General features: G+C 61.7%; 17 protein-coding genes and 3 tRNA genes. 12 read left to right on the plus strand and 8 right to left on the minus strand.

Translation table 11 applies throughout. The annotated features are described in order from the left end of the window. Positions 1-127 precede the first annotated feature (127 nt). Positions 128-607, minus strand: coding sequence for a YbaK/EbsC family protein (locus tag BS626_RS14400; protein WP_075183085.1), 480 nt, complete (start codon positions 605-607; stop codon positions 128-130). 109 nt (positions 608-716) lie between these two features. After that, positions 717-1,514 (minus strand): siderophore-iron reductase FhuF, encoded by a 798-nt coding sequence (gene fhuF, locus BS626_RS14405; RefSeq protein ID WP_075183086.1) that lies wholly within the window; start codon positions 1,512-1,514, stop codon positions 717-719. A gap of 175 nt (positions 1,515-1,689) precedes the next feature. Between fhuF and BS626_RS14410 the strand changes: the two genes are divergently transcribed. Beyond that, complete coding sequence (locus BS626_RS14410) at positions 1,690-1,920, plus strand: DUF1435 family protein (RefSeq protein WP_083615980.1); 231 nt, start codon at positions 1,690-1,692, stop codon at positions 1,918-1,920. Between the two features lie 107 nt (positions 1,921-2,027). Here BS626_RS14410 and BS626_RS14415 read toward each other — a convergent pair. The 4 genes from BS626_RS14415 to rsmC all read right to left on the minus strand — a co-directional run bounded on the left by BS626_RS14415 (position 2,028) and on the right by rsmC (position 3,534). Continuing rightward, positions 2,028-2,114, minus strand: a tRNA-Leu gene (locus BS626_RS14415). A gap of 29 nt (positions 2,115-2,143) precedes the next feature. After that, a tRNA-Leu gene (locus tag BS626_RS14420) sits at positions 2,144-2,230 on the minus strand. Between the two features lie 31 nt (positions 2,231-2,261). Continuing rightward, positions 2,262-2,348: transfer RNA gene (locus BS626_RS14425), tRNA-Leu, on the minus strand. A gap of 154 nt (positions 2,349-2,502) precedes the next feature. After that, the gene (gene rsmC, locus BS626_RS14430; RefSeq protein ID WP_075183087.1) at positions 2,503-3,534 is read right to left on the minus strand and encodes a 16S rRNA (guanine(1207)-N(2))-methyltransferase RsmC; all 1,032 of its coding nucleotides are present in this window, start codon (positions 3,532-3,534) and stop codon (positions 2,503-2,505) included. A 156-nt stretch (positions 3,535-3,690) separates the two neighbouring features. Here rsmC and BS626_RS14435 point away from each other — a divergent pair, with 156 nt between their 5' ends. Genes BS626_RS14435 through BS626_RS14450 form a run of 4 tightly spaced genes read left to right on the plus strand, consistent with a single transcriptional unit; the run spans position 3,691 to position 6,635 of the window. Next, positions 3,691-4,095: a DNA polymerase III subunit psi gene (locus tag BS626_RS14435; protein ID WP_075183088.1), complete on the plus strand. Its 405-nt coding sequence runs from the start codon at positions 3,691-3,693 to the stop codon at positions 4,093-4,095. Then, positions 4,064-4,504 (plus strand): ribosomal protein S18-alanine N-acetyltransferase, encoded by a 441-nt coding sequence (rimI, locus tag BS626_RS14440; protein WP_075183089.1) that lies wholly within the window; start codon positions 4,064-4,066, stop codon positions 4,502-4,504. Before BS626_RS14435 ends, rimI begins: the two co-directional genes overlap by 32 nt. 26 nt (positions 4,505-4,530) lie before the next feature. Further along, positions 4,531-5,211: a pyrimidine 5'-nucleotidase gene (gene yjjG / locus BS626_RS14445; protein ID WP_075183090.1), complete on the plus strand. Its 681-nt coding sequence runs from the start codon at positions 4,531-4,533 to the stop codon at positions 5,209-5,211. Between the two features lie 14 nt (positions 5,212-5,225). Then, the gene (locus BS626_RS14450) at positions 5,226-6,635 is read left to right on the plus strand and encodes a PLP-dependent aminotransferase family protein (RefSeq protein WP_075183091.1); all 1,410 of its coding nucleotides are present in this window, start codon (positions 5,226-5,228) and stop codon (positions 6,633-6,635) included. A gap of 3 nt (positions 6,636-6,638) precedes the next feature. Here BS626_RS14450 and BS626_RS14455 read toward each other — a convergent pair whose 3' ends face one another. Further along, complete coding sequence (locus tag BS626_RS14455) at positions 6,639-7,127, minus strand: YlaC family protein (protein ID WP_075183092.1); 489 nt, start codon at positions 7,125-7,127, stop codon at positions 6,639-6,641. Positions 7,128-7,328: 201 nt separating this feature from the next. Between BS626_RS14455 and BS626_RS14460 the strand changes: the two genes are divergently transcribed. The 7 genes from BS626_RS14460 to BS626_RS14490 all read left to right on the plus strand — a co-directional run bounded on the left by BS626_RS14460 (position 7,329) and on the right by BS626_RS14490 (position 16,355). Beyond that, a complete protein-coding gene (locus BS626_RS14460) occupies positions 7,329-7,877 on the plus strand; it encodes a hypothetical protein (protein WP_075183093.1) in 549 nt (182 codons plus the stop codon). A gap of 184 nt (positions 7,878-8,061) precedes the next feature. After that, positions 8,062-9,501 carry a circularly permuted type 2 ATP-grasp protein gene (locus tag BS626_RS14465; RefSeq protein ID WP_075183094.1) on the plus strand — a complete coding sequence of 480 codons (1,440 nt, stop codon included), beginning with the start codon at positions 8,062-8,064 and terminating at the stop codon, positions 9,499-9,501. After that, a complete protein-coding gene (locus BS626_RS14470) occupies positions 9,495-10,424 on the plus strand; it encodes an alpha-E domain-containing protein (RefSeq protein WP_075183095.1) in 930 nt (309 codons plus the stop codon). The genes BS626_RS14465 and BS626_RS14470 overlap by 7 nt, the downstream gene beginning before the upstream one ends. Continuing rightward, positions 10,424-11,224, plus strand: coding sequence for a transglutaminase family protein (locus tag BS626_RS14475; RefSeq protein WP_075183096.1), 801 nt, complete (start codon positions 10,424-10,426; stop codon positions 11,222-11,224). The genes BS626_RS14470 and BS626_RS14475 overlap by 1 nt, the downstream gene beginning before the upstream one ends. A 14-nt stretch (positions 11,225-11,238) precedes the next feature. Continuing rightward, positions 11,239-11,949, plus strand: a complete 711-nt coding sequence (locus BS626_RS14480; RefSeq protein WP_075183097.1) for a proteasome-type protease — start codon at positions 11,239-11,241, stop codon at positions 11,947-11,949. A gap of 114 nt (positions 11,950-12,063) precedes the next feature. Next, a complete protein-coding gene (locus BS626_RS14485; protein ID WP_075183228.1) occupies positions 12,064-13,776 on the plus strand; it encodes a lysophospholipid acyltransferase family protein in 1,713 nt (570 codons plus the stop codon). Positions 13,777-13,898: 122 nt separating this feature from the next. Next, on the plus strand, positions 13,899-16,355 hold the full coding sequence (locus BS626_RS14490; RefSeq protein ID WP_075183098.1) for an EAL domain-containing protein: 2,457 nt from the start codon (positions 13,899-13,901) through the stop codon (positions 16,353-16,355). Positions 16,356-16,385: 30 nt separating this feature from the next. Here BS626_RS14490 and ftnA read toward each other — a convergent pair whose 3' ends face one another. Then, the gene (gene ftnA, locus BS626_RS14495) at positions 16,386-16,895 is read right to left on the minus strand and encodes a non-heme ferritin (protein WP_075183099.1); all 510 of its coding nucleotides are present in this window, start codon (positions 16,893-16,895) and stop codon (positions 16,386-16,388) included. Positions 16,896-17,237 lie beyond the last annotated feature (342 nt).

Genomic DNA, 17,237 nt, shown 5'->3' on the forward strand with positions numbered 1-17,237 from the left:
TTTGCGCTGAAAAGGCCCCGGTGACGGGCGGGCAGCGCAATGCCGCACCGGAGAAGCCAAGGGCGCAGGCTTCATGGGGCTGACTGCCGGTAATCGACGCACGCGGTCGGCTCCGGCGCCCAAAGGCTTAGTCCTGGCCGGCCTCCGGCAGCTGGCAAACGTCCACCCATTTGGCCGCGGTCAGCGTGGCCATCTGCTCGGGCGAGATACGCACGGCGCTGCGAATCGACCCGGCGGCGGGCAGCACTTCATCAAAACTTTTCAGCGACACATCGCAGTATACCTGCAGCGGTGTCTCCAGCCCGAACGGGCAGACGCCGCCCACCGGATGGCCGGTCCAGTTAACCACCTCATCGGTACTGAGCATGCGCGCTTTGGTGCCAAGCATTTTTTTCAGTTTGACATTGTCGAGGCGGGCATCGCCGCGCGTGACGATTAAAATTACCCGATCTTTCACTTTCAGCGACAGCGTTTTGGCAATTTGTCCGGGAGAAACGTGGTGGGCGCGGGCGGCGAGTGCGACGGTGGCGGTGCTTTCAGCCAGTTCGATAATTTCAATGTCCGGGGCGCGTTCGGCAAAGAACTCCCGTACGGAATCAAGGCTCATGTTTCTCTCCAAAAAATCAGCGCGCTAAAAATGCCACGTTGTTGTCGGAGTGTAAATATGCCGGCCGCTGCGAAGGCGTAATTTCGCCGAATGGGGCTATCCGGAAGGATCAGCGGTCACACTGAGTACAGTCGCTGCAGCGCTGCACGCCGGGCAGGCGGTCACGCTGGCAGCACGTGCGGCGCTTCAGCTGGCCCTCTCGCGGGAGTAAGGTGCGATAGAGGGGATTTTCCTGGCCGTCGCTAAGCGTGCGGCTGAAAAATAGCCGGTGCTCAAGCCGGGCGCGGCGGGCTTCGCCAATCTGCGGCGTCAGCTCCTGTAAAAACCAGTGCATCAGATAGCCGGTGTTATTCCATATCAGGCGGGCATTCAGCGCAGCGCGCGCGGCGATCGCCTGGGTAACCGGCAGCAAATGGCGCAGGATCAGGCGCTCCAGACGTTCGCCATCGCCCAGCGAACGCGCGTCGCTGTCGGTCTCCACCTGAACCCAAAATCGCGCCGGACGGCCGCTGGCGTGAAACTCGACGCGAAAATGTGCCGGATCGCAGCAGATAGCGTCCTCCTCCACCAGCAGCGCCATCATCAGCGGCGGCACGATCAGGCCAAAATACCACTGTGACCACAGCGAATGCAGCGGCTTCAGTTCGCGCGGGCGATCGGGATAATCGGCATACAGGCTATCGCCGTAGCGATCGCTCAGCGTCTGAAAGGAAGCATCGTCCGACCACTCCGCCAGGCTCAGCGCCGCCGCGGGGGCGGTTTGATCCAGCTTCACCATGTCCAGAAAATAGTCACGGTGAGTGCGAAAAGTATCACGCAGCCGCTCAGCGAGCGTGGGCACCGGCGCCTGGAGCGCGATGATCAGCGGCTGCGGGGGCCGGACAAAAGCGGAAGGGACCATCGTCATACGCCACACTCACCCGATAAAGTTGAAGACAAATGAGAATCATTAACGATTCTATCCGCATTCAGTTTCAGGCGCAAGCGCTCCGCCGGGCAAACAATTGCTGGCGACAAATGATAATTACTATCATATGATAATGGCAATCATTATCATCATTAAGCAGCGGAGAGCCAGTAAGATGCAAAGCAGAGTGGGACACTGGGCGTTAAGCCTGCCGTGCGCGGCGGTGCCAGTAATGATGCTGTTGGATTTAACCCTGATGCAGTGGCGGAGCGTGGTATTACTGGCCCTGCTGACGACGGTGAGTATGCTCTATCATCCGCGGCTGCGCAGTTTTATGCTGCTGCCGTCCAGCGTGGCGGTGACCGGCGCCATGGTAGCCATTCTGCTGGCCTGCCGTCACGGCTAAAACCGGCGGGTCTGGTGCGCGCCACAGGCGTGCTGACCGGGGTATTATTATCAGGGAAAATGGCGCGAAGTGCGCAGGAAAGACAGGAGATTAAGAGAGAAACTCATTGGTGCGAGGGGGGGGACTTGAACCCCCACGTCCGTAAGGACACTAACACCTGAAGCTAGCGCGTCTACCAATTCCGCCACCTTCGCCCGTCTGAGTCTCGAGCCGTTTTTCCATTTGGTGCGAGGGGGGGGACTTGAACCCCCACGTCCGTAAGGACACTAACACCTGAAGCTAGCGCGTCTACCAATTCCGCCACCTTCGCGCAAATGCAAAAACGTTACTGCTGTGGTCGTTGGTGCGAGGGGGGGGACTTGAACCCCCACGTCCGAAAGGACACTAACACCTGAAGCTAGCGCGTCTACCAATTCCGCCACCTTCGCATACCGGCAATACGGTAAAGTATTGCAACCACGGAGGCGCATTCTAGAGGTTTTACCCTTTGCGTCAACAGTTATTTCTGCCTTCCGATCCAACTGCTGTAATTTTCAGCAGCGCCGCGGGCGGCGCCGTCTGGCGACTCCGCCCGCCGGGTGCTTACCCCTGACGCGCCCCGCGTCCCATCACCGCGCGGTAGACTTTGAACCGGCCGGTTTGCGCCAGCACTTCGTGACGGCCGAAGGTCTCATCCAGCAGCTGCGGATAGGGCAGAAAAGCGTTGGCGACAATGCGCAGCTCACCGCCGTTATTCAGATGCTTAGCCGCACCGCGGATCAGGCTTTGTGCCGCCTCCAGGCTGGTCTGCGTTCCCTCGTGAAACGGCGGGTTAGAGATTATCAGATCAAAGCGGCCGGAGACGTCGGAGAAGACATTGCTGGCAAACACCTCACCTTCCATCTCATTCATCGCCAGCGTCCCGCGGCTGGCGGAGAGCGCGGCGGCGCCGACGTCGCACAGCCACAGCCGCACTTTTGGCGAGTGACTGCGCAGGTGCGCCGACAGCACGCCGGATCCGCACCCGACGTCCAGCACCTTCCCTTTGGTATGCGGCGTGAAGGTAGAGAGCAGCAGCGCGCTGCCGTTATCCAGGCCGTCGCGACTGAACACGCCCGGCAACGTGCAGATGGTCAGACCGTCCATCAGGTAGCCGTCGCGGAAATCGCGCTCATCAAAGGTCGGGCGCTGCTCCAGCTGGCCGTGGTAAAAACCGCAGCGCCGCGCGCTGTCGATTTTTTCCAGCGTTGCCCAGGCTTCTACCATGCCCTCGGCGCTGCGCACGCCGCTGCGGTTTTCGCCCACCACAAACAGATCGCATCCCACCGGCAGCAGCGACAGCAGGTTCTGTAACTGAAACTGCGCCTCCGGCTTGTTTTTCGGCCAGTAGTACACCAGCGTATCGCACCCCTCGACATCGTCTGCCGTGGCCACCAGGCTGAAGCGGGCGCGATCGCCCAGCGAGCGACTCAGCGCCTGCCAGTGATGGTACTGCTGGGTATGTACCCGGGTTGATGCCGTGGCCAGCTGGGCCGGCAGGTCATCCTGAAGGTCGCCGGCGAACAGCACATGACGCGTGAGAAATTCATCACTGTGGCGCAGGACAACTTCGCTGGCCGGGGTAAATGCAGACATGGAGACTCCTGTAATCGTAAGAGCGGCGATTATAACCCTGACGCCGGGCAAGTTGCATCTGCCGGTCAGCCTGCGCTGGCGGTTTCTTTGGCGCAGACCGGGCGGGTTTGGTAGGCTGTGTGCCGTATTTAGGTGGCCAGGCAGGGGAAATGAACAATGACGTCCGGACGCGACGAACGATTACGGCAAATGGGGATCGTGCAGTATCAGCTGCGCCGGCCCGGCGCGCTGCGTGGCGAAGTGGCGATTGCGCTGCCCGCCGGGGTGCGGCTGGTCATCGTTGCCGATCCGCTGCCGGATGGCGCGGACGCGCTGCTGGACGATGTGCTGCGCAGCCTCGATCTGACCCGCAGTCAGGTCGGCATGGTGACGCCGCAGCAGTGGGCGTTGCTGGCCGCCAGCGCGCCCTGTCCCTGTTGGCAACTGGGCGGAGAAGCGCAGGGCGATGCGCTGCTGAGCACCCCCGCGCTGGCCGAACTCCATCACAGCCCGGCCGCCCGTCGGGCACTGTGGCAGCAGATTTGTCATCATGAATTCGATAGTCTTACTCACCGCGGCTGACCTGCCGCAGGCGCTGGCCATTGAGCAGCGCAGCCACGCTTTTCCCTGGTCAGCGAATACTTTTGCCAGCAATCAGGGCGAACGCTTCCTCAACCTGGCCTGCCATCAGCGGGGGCAGCTGGTGGCCTTTGCCATCACTCAGCAGGTGCTGGACGAAGCCACCCTGTTCAACATCGCGGTGGACCCGGATTATCAGCGTCAGGGCATTGCCCGTGCGCTGCTGACCGAGCTGGTCAGCCAGCTGGAGGCCCGCGGGGTGCTCACCCTGTGGCTGGAGGTTCGCGAATCCAATCACCGCGCGATTGCGCTGTATGAGGCCGTTGGCTTCAATGCGGTCACCGTGCGAAAAAACTATTACCCGACGACTGACGGCCGGGAGCATGCGCTGATCATGGCGCTGCCGCTGTAACGATAAATTGTGAAGGAGAAGTTGTTGTGCTGAGTCAATGGGACTGGATTCTGTTTGATGCCGATGAGACGCTGTTTCATTTTGACGCCTATGCCGGTTTACAGCGCCTGTTTGCGCGCTATGACGTGCATTTTACCCGCGCGGACTTCGATGCCTATCAGGCGGTCAATCAGCCGCTGTGGGTTGATTATCAAAACGGCGCGATCACCGCGCTGCAGCTGCAGCATCGCCGTTTTGCCGACTGGGCGGCGCGCCTGGACGTCACGCCGCAGGCGCTGAATGACGGCTTTATGGCGGCGATGGCCGATATCTGCCTGCCGCTGGAGGGGGCGGTCGAGCTGCTCAACGCCCTGAAGGGGCGGGTGAAGATGGGCATTATCACCAACGGCTTTACGGCGTTACAGCAGATTCGCCTGACCCGTACCGGCCTGATCGATCATTTTGATGTGCTGGTGATTTCCGAGCAGGTCGGCCAGGCGAAGCCCCATCCGGCGATCTTTGACTATGCCCTGCAGCGGATGGGGGAGCCGCCGCGCGCGCGCGTACTGATGGTCGGGGATAATCCTGATTCAGACGTGCTGGGCGGCATCCGTGCCGGATTAGGCACCTGCTGGCTCAACCGCGACAATCGCCCGTGCCCTGAGGGAATCGTGCCGGACTGGGAAGTACGCTCGCTGCGAGAGCTGCAGCAGCGGCTGATCGACTGACGCGGCAGAGCGCGATGGCGAAATATCAGCAGCTGGTTGCCCGGCTTCGCCAGCAGATCGAGGCGGCAGTGTGGTCCCCCGGCGAAAAACTGCCGTCGCTGCGCGAGCAGGCGACGCGCGCCGGTATGAGTCTGATGACGGTGATGCATGCCTATCAGGTGCTGGAGAGCCAGGGCTACATTCAGTCGCGTCCGCAGTCCGGTTACTATGTCGCCAACCGCCGCGCCGACGCGTCGCCGCAGGCGCGGCGTCCGGAGCCGCACTACAGTGAAGCGGTCGACATCAACGCCTTTATTTTTGAGGTGCTGCAGGCCTGCCGCGATCCGCAGATAGTGCCTTTTGGTTCCGCCTTTCCCGATCCCGGTCTGCTGCCGCAGCGGCAGCTGCTGCGCGCCCTGAACAGGGTATCGCGGGAAATGCGCCCGGAAGACGTGCTGAATAATTTGCCGCCGGGTAACCTGGCCCTGCGCCAGACGCTGTCGCGCCGCTATGCGCGCCAGGGGATCACCGTACCGGCCGGGGAGATCGTGATAACCAACGGTGCGCTGGAGGCGCTCAATCTCAGCCTGCAGGCGGTCACCGAACCCGGGGACTGGGTCGTGATTGAGCATCCCTGCTTTTACGGGGCGTGGCAGGCGATTGAGCGCCTGCGGCTGAAAGCGGTGGCAGTGGCGTCCGATCCGCGCGAGGGGATCGATCTGGATGAGCTGGCGCGGGTGCTGGCCACCCGGCCGGTGAAAGCCTGCTGGCTCATGACCAGCCAGCAAAATCCGCTTGGCTGCACGCTGTCGGCGGATAAAAAGCGGGCGCTGGTGGCGCTGCTGAGTGCCCATCGGGTGCGGCTGATTGAGGATGATGTGTACAGCGAACTGTGGCACGGCGAGGCGCCGCCGCTGCCGGCGCGCGCTTACGATCGCGAGGGTACCGTTCTGCACTGCTCATCGTTTTCCAAAAGCCTGGTGGCGGGATTTCGCGTCGGCTGGGTGGCGGCCGGCCCGGAGGCGCCGCGCATTCAGCGGCTGCAGTTCAGCAGCACGCTATCGACCAGCGCCCCGCTGCAGCAGGCGCTGGCGCACTATCTGGAAAGTCGCGGGTTTGAAAGTCACCTGCGGCGGCTGCGCGAGACGCTGGCGCAGCGAAAGTGCGCGGCGCTTCAGGCACTGCGCCGCCATTTGCCGCCGGCGGTGACCCTGCACGATGCGCCGGGCGGCTACTTTCTCTGGCTGACGCTGCCGCCGCGGTGTGATGCGCTGGCGCTCTATAATCAGGCGCTGACGCAGCAGATCAGCCTGGCGCCGGGACGGATGTTTTCGCCGGACCCGCGCTATCACAGCGGTTTTCGGCTGAATGTCTCCCGGGCGTGGGATGCCCGCAGCGAGGCGGCGGCGGCGACGCTGGGGGCGCTGATTCGCGCCATGCTGTGACCGCTACAGGCTCAGGCGGCTGGCGCGCTTGCCGCCCCAGGTAAGGTGGTAGACGTCGTAAAAGTCTACCGCCCCCTTCAGCGCCAGCAGCTTAGTCATTCCCTGCTTCACCCCGTCCGGCACCGCCGGCTGCGCCATCAGCTCCGCCACCGCCTCAGGCGACAGCGTGCGAATGTAATACCATTCACCGTAATAGCAGACGCGAATATCCAGCCGGTCGATATCTTCAAAGCGGTAGGTTGGCGTGATATCCAGCAGCATCAGCAGGCTCATCACCAGCATGAACGCCAGACTGCCCCAGAATACCGGCCAGCCGAGCCACGGAGTCGAGAAGATTAGCGCCACCGTCAGGCCATAGCAGAGATACATGACCAGCCACAGTCCGGGGTGAGTGCGCAAAAAATTCAGGCTAAAGCGCGGCTTGTTATCCCGCCGTTCCTGCTGGTTCAGCCGGTCAATCTCCTGCTGTAAAATACGTTTCACTGCATCCATTGTTACTCTCCACGGCGGCCGTTATCCGAACGATCAAACCACAATCGTGGGCAAAAAAGCAGACACAGTTACCGGCGACGGCACTATAACAGTTCAACGCCCGGGCAAGTCCTGCTGCGACATTTACCTTTCTGTCACCTTCTGGCAACTTTTACGCAATCTGCCACACTCACTAAAAGCCCCTGCAACCGGAGCGTCATCATGTCCTTTGCTGCCGCCACTTTCTCAGCCGGAGCATCGCTGCGCCCGCAGGTGCTGCGACTCAGCGAGCCGGATAACGGCGTGCCCAATAACCGGCTGCCGCTGATTGTCTATCCGCAGGCGGTGCCGGCGGAGAGCGTCGATTTTCGCCGCGGGTTTACCGAGACCTTTCAGCAACACGGGTGGCCGGCGGGCGAGTACGGTACGATCCACGGCTGGACCCATTTTCGCCTCAACTGCCATGAGGCGCTGGGCGTGGCCTGCGGCTGGTGCGAGGTGCTGTTTGGCGGTGATAACGGGCGCGTGATCGCGTTGCATGCCGGCGATGCGGTACTTATCCCGGCCGGCGTGGGCCGCAAACAGCTGCACGCCAGCGAGGACTGTCTCGTCGTGGGCGCTTTTTCCGGCACGCTGCGGGTACATACCGGCGAAGGCGATCCGCGGCAGCTGGCGGCAGCGCAGTCGCGGGTAGCGCGGGTGCATCTGTCCAAAACCGATCCGCTCACCGGCGTGCAGGGGGCAATGCAGGATTTCTGGATGCTGCATTAGGGCGCAGTCGCGCCATGCGGGTGCAGCAGCGCCCGTTTTCGTGCGTTTTCGTCGCGTTAACATCCGCAAAGGCGGATTAAACTCTGTGCCTGCAGCGGGCGAGGTGCGCCTGGCGGCACCCGCCTGAGGCCTGGCACAGTTTGTGCAAATACTTTTCAGGCTTACCGACCGTGGCAGGGACATTATGACGCAACGTTATCATCCAGCGGCGCAGTTTTATGATGAGATGCAGCTGCCGACCGGGGGCTGGCGCGACCACTATCACGCCTACGGTCAGTGGCTCGGACAGGCCGATCGGGCGGCGATTGCCCGCAAGCGCGCCGAGGCGGAGCTGCTGTTTAACCGGGTGGGGATTACGTTTAACGTCTACGGCGAGGATGACGGCGCCGATCGTTTGATCCCGTTTGACAGCGTGCCGCGCATTATCCCGGCGGATGAATGGCAGCGGCTCGATCGCGGCATTCGCCAGCGGGTGCGGGCGCTGAACGCCTTTCTGCATGATATTTATCACCAGCAGCACATTCTCAAGGCCGGCCTAGTACCCGCCGGGCAGGTGATGATTAACGATCAGTTTCAGCCCTGTATGCAGGGCATCGATCTGCACCGGCAACTCTACGCCCACATCGTTGGTGTCGATCTGGTGCGCAACAGCGACGGCGAATATTACGTGCTGGAGGACAATCTGCGCACGCCTTCCGGCGTCTCTTACATGCTGGAAAATCGTAAGATGATGATGCGGCTCTATCCGGAGCTGTTTGCCAGCCAGCGCATTGCGCCGGTGGAGCGCTATCCATCGCACCTGCTGCAAACCCTGCGCGAAAGCTCGCCGGCCAGCGATCCGGTGGTGGTAGTGCTGACGCCGGGGCGCTTCAACAGCGCCTACTTCGAGCACAGCTTTCTGGCGCAGCAAATGGGCGTGGAGCTGGTGGAGAGCGCCGATCTGTTTGTAAAAGATGGCGCGGTGCTGATGCGCACTACCGACGGCCCCTGCAAGGTGGACGTGATTTACCGCCGGGTCGACGATGCGTTTCTCGATCCGCTGGCGTTTCGCCCGGACTCGATGCTCGGCGTGCCCGGTCTGCTATCGGTGTATCGCGCCGGCAATGTGGTGCTGGCCAACGCCATCGGCACCGGCGTCGCCGATGACAAATCCATCTATCCCTATGTGCCCGAGATGATCCGCTTTTATCTCCAGGAGGAGCCGCTGTTGAATAACGTTCCCACCTGGCAGTGCCGCCGTCCCGATGAGCTGAGCTGGGTGCTGGCCAACCTGGCGCAGCTGGTGGTGAAAGAGGTGCACGGCGCCGGCGGTTACGGCATGCTGATCGGGCCGGTGGCCAGTCAGGCCGAGCTGGCAGCGTTTCGCGCGCGGCTGAAAGCGGCGCCGCACAACTATATCGCCCAGCACACGCTGGCGCTCTCCACCTGCCCCACGTTTGTGGATAGCGGCCTCGCGCCGCGGCACATCGATCTGCGGCCGTTTGCCCTCAGCGGTGAAGAGATCCGTCTGGTGCCCGGCGGGCTGACGCGGGTGGCGCTAAGCGAAGGTTCACTGGTAGTCAACTCGTCACAGGGCGGCGGCACTAAGGATACCTGGGTTCTGGAGGATGACGCATCATGCTAAGCCGCACCGCTGCAGGACTCTACTGGATGGCGCGCTATCTGGAGCGCGCTGAAAACATTGCCCGGGTGCTCGACGTAACCCACCGACTGTCGCTGCTGCCGGCGGCCGGCAGCCGCGATGCCGAGCTGCGGGTGCCAATCAGCCTGACCGGGCAGGGCGGGCTTTACCACGCCCTCAACGACGAGCTGTCGATGACCCGGCTGTTTGCCTTTTTCGCGCTGGATGAACGCAATCCGGCGAGCATTTTCAGCTGCTTTCAGGCGGCGTGGAACAACGCCCACGCGGTGCGCGGCAGCCTGTCGTCGGAGGTATGGGAAAGCATCAATTCCACCTGGATTGAGATCCGCCAGATGCGGCGGCAGGAGATGCCGGTCGGTGAGGCGGACGGCTTTTTTGACTGGGTCAAAGAGCGCGCCCACCTGTTTCGCGGTGCGATGTTCGGCACTCTGATGCGCGGCGATGCGATGAGTTTCATCCGCCTCGGTACCCTGCTGGAACGCGCCGACTGTACGGCCCGCCTGCTCGACGTCAACCAGGCGCTGCGCGAGGAGTCGCAGGATGCGGTACGTGAATATTACCGGCTGGATACCCTGCTGCGGGCGGTATCGGCGCGTGAAGCCTACCACGCCATCTACCGTCAGCAGCTGGAGCGGCATAACGTCAACGCTATGCTGATCCTGCGCGACGAAAGTCCGCGATCGCTGCGCGCCTGTATTGATGAGGTGGCCAGCCAGCTGGCGCAAATTGGCCGCGAAGGTGAAAACCGTCCGCGCTATCTGGTGGCGGTGCTTCAGGCCGGGCTGCGCTTTGGTGAGAACGCCGCCCTGCTGCAGGATGGGCTCCATGCCTGGTTACAGGATTTTCTCGCAACCCTGGCCGGCATTGCGGAGAGCATTAACCACACCTATCTGGAGGCAAAGTAATGAAGTTCACCATTGCCCACACCACCCGTTATGCCTGGGAGCAACAGGTGCGGCAGAGCACTCAATATCTGCGGCTCACGCCGCAGGACTCGATCCATCAGCAGATTCTCTCCTGGCAGCTGACGCTGCCGGAAACGGCGACCGAGACGCGCGACGCTTTTGGCAACGTACTGCACGTCCTGACCCTCGATCGTCCCCATCAGTGGCTGGATATAGAAGCGCGTGGCGTGGTGGAGATCCACGATCGCGACGTGCTGTCCGCCGAGCCGTGCGGCCCGCTGTCGCCGCTGATTTTTCTGCGCAGCACGCCGCTGACTCAGCCGGACGATGCGATCCGCGACTTCGCGCTGCGCGGCTGGCGTCCTGAAGCGCCGCTGGCCAGCCTTGAGCAGCTGATGGGGGCGCTGCTGCTGGCGATGCCTTACCAGCCGGGCAGCACCGACGTGAAAGATACCGCCGCCAGCGCTTTTGCCGCCGGAGCCGGGGTTTGTCAGGACCACAGCCACGTGTTTCTTGCCTGCTGTCGCAGTGTGCAGATCCCCGCTCGCTATGTCAGCGGATACCTTTATACTGACAGCGTAGAGCACGTGGCGACCCACGCCTGGGTGGAAGCCTGGGTGGACGGGCAGTGGCACAGCTTTGATATCACCAACAACACCCGCAGCGTACAGCAGCATCTGAAACTGGCGATCGGTATCGATTATCTTGATGCCTGTCCGGTACGCGGCGTGCGCCTCGGCGGTGGAACCGAAAACATGCGCGCCGTCGCCGAAGTTCAGCGGCTGCCGGTGCAACAGTAATTTCAGGACGCGTTATGACGTATTGCGTGGCCATGCGCCTCGACAGCGGTATGATTTTTGTTTCCGATTCGCGCACCAACGCCGGGGTTGATCACATCTCCTCGTTTCGCAAGCTGCACGTGTTTAAAAACGACGGTGAGCGCATCCTCGTGCTGCAAAGCGCCGGTAATCTGGCCACTACCCAGAGCGTACTCAGCCTGCTGCGCCGCGACAGCGGCGAGGTTGAAGGGGAGCGGCGTGGCCTGCTGGCGCTGCCCACCCTGTACGACGTCGCGCTACGGATCGGGGAGACGCTGCGCGACGTGATCAAACGCGACGGCGAGGAGTTCAGCGGCACGCTGCTGCTCGGCGGCCAGATCCGCGGCGAAGAGCCGCGGCTGTTTCAAATCTACCCGCAGGGTAACTTTATTGAGGCCAGCGTCGATACACCCTATTTTCAGATTGGTGAAAGTAAGTACGGTAAGCCGATTATTGATCGGGTGCTGCGCTATGACACGCCGCTGGAGCAGGCCATGCAGTGCGCGCTGATCTCGATGGACTCGACGCTGGCCAGTAATATCTCGGTGGGGCTGCCGCTCGACGTGATGATCTACCCGGCGGACAGCTTTAGCGACGCCGCGCAGTATCACATCACCGAGTCGCATCCCTACTTTTCGCAAATCCGCCAGCTGTGGAGCCGCGGGCTGCACAGCGTGTTTGCCCAGTTGCCGCCGCTGGAGCTGTAACCGCGGGCGCGGCCGGCCTCCTGCCGCTCTGCGGTCATCCAGCGGTCATTTTTCATTCATCAACCGTTCACCACGGTGCGCTAGTCTCGGCTTAAAACAGTCGGAGAGATGCCCGTGTTGAGTGTTGATAGCCTGATTGCGATCCTCGCCCCCGATCACCCGCCGGCCCCCTGGCAGCGCCGTCTGCTCAGCCGGCTGCTGAAAGAGCACGTCTTTCAGGATTTTGCCCGCCAGTATCCGCACCTGAAGGGCCTGGAGATGGTCGAACAGGTGCTGGAATATCTGGAGGTCAGCTGCGAGCTGAGCGAGCGGGATCTCGAGCAGATCCCCAGCCACGGCCCGGTGGTACTGGTGGCCAATCATCCGATGGGCACGCTGGACGGACTGGCGCTGCTGCTGGCGGTTTCCCGGGTGCGCCGCGATGTCAAGGTGGTGGCAAACCGGCTGCTCAACTGCCTGACGCCGCTGGCCGGACTGTTCATCGCCGTGGATAATCTTGGCGGACGCAACGGCCGCGTTCCGCTGATCCAGATGCAGGCGCAGCTGGCGGACGATGGCGTTCTGATCTTCTTTCCGGCCGGTGAGGTGTCGCGCGCCGGTAGCAAGGGCGTGCGCGATGGGCGCTGGCACCACAGCTTCATTAAGCTGGCGGCAAAGCACCGCGCGCCGATTGTGCCGGTGTACATCCGCGGACGTAACAGCGCGCTGTTCTATCTGACCTCGCTGGTCAACGCCTCGCTGGCGACGCTACTGCTGGTGCGCGAGATGTTCCGCCAGCGCGGCAGCCGCATCACCCTGCGCATTGGCGCCCGCGTGCCTTTTGCCAGCTGGCACGATGGCCATACGCCAGCGACAATCCTGGCGAAGCGCTTTCGTTGCCACGTCTACCGGCTGGCGCAGGATAAAAAAGGGCTGTTTCAGACCGAGTCAGCGATAGCCCGAGCGGAAGATCGGGCGGTACTGCGCCGGGCGCTGCTGCAGTGTGAATCACTGGGGGCACTGCCGGACGGCAAACGGATCTGGCTCTATCGCCGGGGCGATGAGGAGAGCTCGCCGATCCTGCGCGAGCTGGGGCGGCTGCGCGAAATCGCCTTTCGCGCGGTGGGCGAAGGCAGCGGCAAGCGCCGGGATTGTGATGCTTATGACGATCACTATTACCACCTGATCCTGTGGGATGATGAGGCGCTGGAGATCGTGGGTGCTTACCGCTTGATGCCCACCGCGGCGCGCATCGCCCGCAGCGGCGTGGCCGGGCTCTACAGCCACAGCCTGTTTCACTACAGCAACCGCATGGATCCGATCCTCCGTCAGGGGGTCGAGCTGGGGCGCAGTTTTATCCAGCCCTGCTACTGGGGGCGGCGCGGCCTCGACTATTTATGGCTGGGGATCGGTGCCTGGCTGGCGCGCCATCCGCAGTATCGCTATCTGTTTGGTCCGGTATCGATCTCAGCCAGTATGCCGCTGGCCGCTCGCGATCTGCTGGTGGCGTTTTATCGCATCTGGTTCCCCCCGGCACTGCCGCTGGCCACCTCACGCCATCCCTGGCCCGCCTCGCTGCCGGACGTGCTGGCGCAGTTCGGCGGGGAGGATTATGCGGCCGATCTGGCGCTGCTGCGACGGCTGCTGGCGAACCTCGGCTGCGCTATCCCGCCGCTGTATAAGCAGTATGCCGAGCTGTGCGAGCCGGGCGGCGTGCAATTTATTGATTTTGGCAGCGATCCCGACTTCAATCACTGCATAGACGGCCTGGTGCTGGTGGATGTGGAAAAACTGAAACCCCAGCGTTATCAACGCTATATTTCTATTCATCGGCCACCGGACTCATGAACCGCTGCGGTTAAGAATATTCATGGTTTTCTCTTGCTAAACGCCGGCGAATTCGCTGAGATAGCGGCATCAACAACGTTGCCGCTCGCTGCCGCGCTGAAGGCCCGGGGCCGGAGAAAAAGATGACGCCAGATAACGACATGATGTACCGGCTACTGGTCCAGGGCGTGGTCGACTACGCCATCTATTTGCTTAAGCCGGACGGCACCGTCGCCAACTGGAATGCCGGGGCGCAGCGGGCGAAAGGCTATCTTAGCCACGAAATCATTGGCAAAAATTTTGCCTGCTTTTACAGCGCCGACGATCAGGCGCGCGGCGTGCCGCAGCGCGGACTGGATATCGCCCGCCGCACCGGCCGCTTTGAAGCGGAGGGCTGGCGCTACCGCAAAGACGGCTCGGCATTCTGGGCGCACGTGGTGATCGACGCCATTTACCACGAAGGGATGCTGATTGGCTTTGCCAAAATTACCCGTGACTGCACTGAGCATCAGCAGGCGCTACAGGCGCAGCGGGCACAGGAGCAGAAGTTTCGTCTGCTGGTCGAAGGGGTCACCGACTACGCTATCTACATGCTCGATCCCAGCGGTCGGGTAGAAAACTGGAACGCCGGTGCGCAGCGCACTAAGGGGTACAGCAGTGCGGAGATCGTCGGCCGGCACTTCTCGTGTTTCTACAGCGCCGAAGATCGCGCCAGAGGCATTCCCGACACTAACCTGTCGCTGGCGCGCCGCGTCGGTCGCTTTGAGGATGAAGGCTGGCGCTACCGTAAAGACGGCAGCGCCTTCTGGGCGCACGTAGTCATTGATGCGATTTACGATGAGCAGGGTGAGCTGATTGGCTTTGCTAAGATCACCCGCGATTGCACCGAACGCCGCGAGCAGCAGCAGCAGCTGCTGCTCGCGAAAGAGCTGGCCGAAAGCAACAATCAGCAGCTGCAGGCGGTCACCGAGTTTCTGGAGACGGTGATTGGCAATATCCCCTCCTGCGTGATGGTTGAGGACGCCGTGACCCGGGAGATCTGCCACTATAACCAGCGCGCTGAACAGCTGCTGGGTGAGCATCACGGCGGCCTGGTGGGGAAGCGTATTCAGCAATGTGTGAACCCCGAACTGCACCGTTTTCTCGATGAGCTTGCCGGCGCCGCGCTGCGCGGCGGCGGGATGCACAAGCGGGAGCAGTCGGTGCTGACCATCAGCGGTGAACGGGTTCTGAATACCAGCGCCACCCTGATCCACAGCGCCGACGCGCGCAGTAATTACGTGCTGCTGATCGTTGATGATGTTACCGATCAGCGCCATGCTCACGCGCGAATTCATCATATGGCACATCACGACAATCTGACCGGCCTGCCTAATCGCGTGCTGTTCCGCCAGCGGCTGAATGAGGCGCTGCAGCGCGATCGCAGCGCGATGAAGCAGACCGCAACTCTCTGTCTCGATCTGGACAATTTTAAAAACGTCAATGATGCGCTGGGGCACCAGATAGGCGATCTGCTGCTCTGCGCGGTGGCGACGCGGCTGCAGTGCGAGCTGCGTGACGGCGATACGCTGGCGCGGCTGGGCGGCGATGAGTTTGCCGTGGTGCTGAGCGGGCTGAGTCATCCGTCAGAGGCGGGGGAGATCGCGGCGCGCCTGATTGAGTCTGTTCGCCCGGCGTTTAGCCTTGAGGGGCACAGCATGGCGGTCGGGGTAAGTATTGGGATCGGCCTCGACGCTGCCCAGTCGACGCCGGAAGATCTGCTGCGCAACGCCGATATGGCGCTGTATGACGCCAAACGCAACGGCCGTAATCGCATGGCCTTTTTCAGTAGCGAAATGGACGTGGCGGCGCGCGAACGCCGGCTGATCGAAATGGATCTGCGTGAGGCGATCGGTCAGGATCAGCTGCATCTTTACTACCAGCCCATCACTGACTGTCAGGGCACTGACATCACGGGCTATGAGGCCCTGCTGCGCTGGCAGCATCCGCAGCGCGGGCTGCTGCTGCCGGGCGAATTCATCGCCATTGCGGAAGAGACCGGGCTTATCCACGCGCTGGGGGCCAATGCGCTGCATGAAGCCTGTCAGGAGGCGATAAACTGGCCGGCTTCGCAAAGCGTGGCGGTCAATCTGTCGCCGCTGCAGTTTAAAAATAGCGGGCTGATTGCGGTCGTGGAGTCGGCGCTGCGCGAGTCGGGGCTGGCGCCGGAGCGGCTGGAGATAGAGATCACCGAATCGGTGCTGCTGGACAACACGCTGCAAAATCTGCGCACCCTGCAGGGCCTGAAGGCGCTGGGCGTGCGCATCGCTTTGGATGATTTCGGCACCGGCTACTCGTCGCTGGGCTATTTGCGCACCTTTCCATTCGATAAGATCAAGATTGATAAGTCGTTTATCAACGATATGCAGGAGAGCCGCGAATCGCTGGCGATCATCCGCGCCATTACCGGCATGAGCCGCAGCCTGGATATCCAGATTACCGCTGAAGGGGTGGAAAACAGCGAGCAGTTTGACCGCCTGCGGGAAGAGGGCTGCACCCTGTTTCAGGGCTACTACTTTGGTCAGCCGCAGCCCTCGGCGACGCGGCTAAAACGCTTCTGAACGGGCGGACGGGGAGTCCGCCCGCGAATATCAGGCCGGGCCGTGCGCCTCACCGGCCAGGGCGTGCAGATCCTTATCAACCATATACAGCGCCTTACCGCTGTTGCCGACCAGCGCCAGCTTATCGAGGACCGACTTAAACAGCTTCTCTTCTTCATGCTGTTCGGCCACATACCACTGCAAAAAGTGGAAGGTGGAATAGTCCTGCGTGGTCATCGCCACGTGCGCCAGCTCGTTGATTTTACGCGTAATCAGCTGTTCATGCTCCCAGGCCATTTCAATGACCTCGCCCAGGGAGTTAAACGCCACCGGAGGCGCGGCAATGCTGCCCAATACCGGCAGCGCCCCGGTGTCACCGAGGTAATCGAACAGCCGCTGCATATGCGCCATTTCTTCGCGCGAGTGCTGTTTTAAAAAGTTCGCTGCGCCGTCGAATCCCTTATCGCTACACCAGGCGCTCATTTGCAGGTAAAGGTTGGCAGAATAGAACTCCAGGTTCAGCTGATCGTTCAGTTTGGCAATCATATCGTTGGACAACATGCAGGGCTCCGTAAGTTCACATCAATAAGTGGGTATTATGCCGGTAACGGCCATGAATAAAAGCGTAATCGACAAAAAACAGTATCCAACGGCTAACGTACTGATAATGATTACTAATCAACGTAATTCTCTGTCGTTATCCGCGTAAATTTATCCCATTTTGGCCCGAGAAATGAATCATAATGAGAAGGATTGGTATTTAAACGTCCCGCGGGGCGAAGCGCCGTCGGCCGGCTCTGATGACAACGCTCCGCGGAGTGAAGCCCTGCGGCCGGCGAGATAACGCGTCCGCGACCGACGCAGGGGAGGAGCTCTGCGGAAAAGGCAAGGGTGACGGAGAAG

It is taken from the genome of Pantoea sp. 1.19, from assembly GCF_001922585.1.
In the GTDB taxonomy this organism is placed as follows: domain Bacteria; phylum Pseudomonadota; class Gammaproteobacteria; order Enterobacterales; family Enterobacteriaceae; genus 1-19.

What these genes read in the sequence shown, in the direction of transcription:
- BS626_RS14460 (WP_075183093.1), top strand. Translation starts at nt 7,329, where the DNA reads ATGTCCTTTGCTGCCGCCACTTTCTCAGCCGGAGCATCGCTGCGCCCG.
- BS626_RS14470 (WP_075183095.1), top strand. Translation starts at nt 9,495, where the DNA reads ATGCTAAGCCGCACCGCTGCAGGACTCTACTGGATGGCGCGCTATCTG.
- BS626_RS14490 (WP_075183098.1), top strand. Translation starts at nt 13,899, where the DNA reads ATGACGCCAGATAACGACATGATGTACCGGCTACTGGTCCAGGGCGTG.
- BS626_RS14475 (WP_075183096.1), top strand. Translation starts at nt 10,424, where the DNA reads ATGAAGTTCACCATTGCCCACACCACCCGTTATGCCTGGGAGCAACAG.
- BS626_RS14465 (WP_075183094.1), top strand. Translation starts at nt 8,062, where the DNA reads ATGACGCAACGTTATCATCCAGCGGCGCAGTTTTATGATGAGATGCAG.
- ftnA (WP_075183099.1), bottom strand. Translation starts at nt 16,895, where the DNA reads ATGTTGTCCAACGATATGATTGCCAAACTGAACGATCAGCTGAACCTG.
- BS626_RS14410 (WP_083615980.1), top strand. Translation starts at nt 1,690, where the DNA reads ATGCAAAGCAGAGTGGGACACTGGGCGTTAAGCCTGCCGTGCGCGGCG.
- BS626_RS14480 (WP_075183097.1), top strand. Translation starts at nt 11,239, where the DNA reads ATGACGTATTGCGTGGCCATGCGCCTCGACAGCGGTATGATTTTTGTT.
- BS626_RS14435 (WP_075183088.1), top strand. Translation starts at nt 3,691, where the DNA reads ATGACGTCCGGACGCGACGAACGATTACGGCAAATGGGGATCGTGCAG.
- BS626_RS14400 (WP_075183085.1), bottom strand. Translation starts at nt 607, where the DNA reads ATGAGCCTTGATTCCGTACGGGAGTTCTTTGCCGAACGCGCCCCGGAC.
- rsmC (WP_075183087.1), bottom strand. Translation starts at nt 3,534, where the DNA reads ATGTCTGCATTTACCCCGGCCAGCGAAGTTGTCCTGCGCCACAGTGAT.
- BS626_RS14450 (WP_075183091.1), top strand. Translation starts at nt 5,226, where the DNA reads ATGGCGAAATATCAGCAGCTGGTTGCCCGGCTTCGCCAGCAGATCGAG.
- rimI (WP_075183089.1), top strand. Translation starts at nt 4,064, where the DNA reads ATGAATTCGATAGTCTTACTCACCGCGGCTGACCTGCCGCAGGCGCTG.
- BS626_RS14455 (WP_075183092.1), bottom strand. Translation starts at nt 7,127, where the DNA reads ATGGATGCAGTGAAACGTATTTTACAGCAGGAGATTGACCGGCTGAAC.
- fhuF (WP_075183086.1), bottom strand. Translation starts at nt 1,514, where the DNA reads ATGACGATGGTCCCTTCCGCTTTTGTCCGGCCCCCGCAGCCGCTGATC.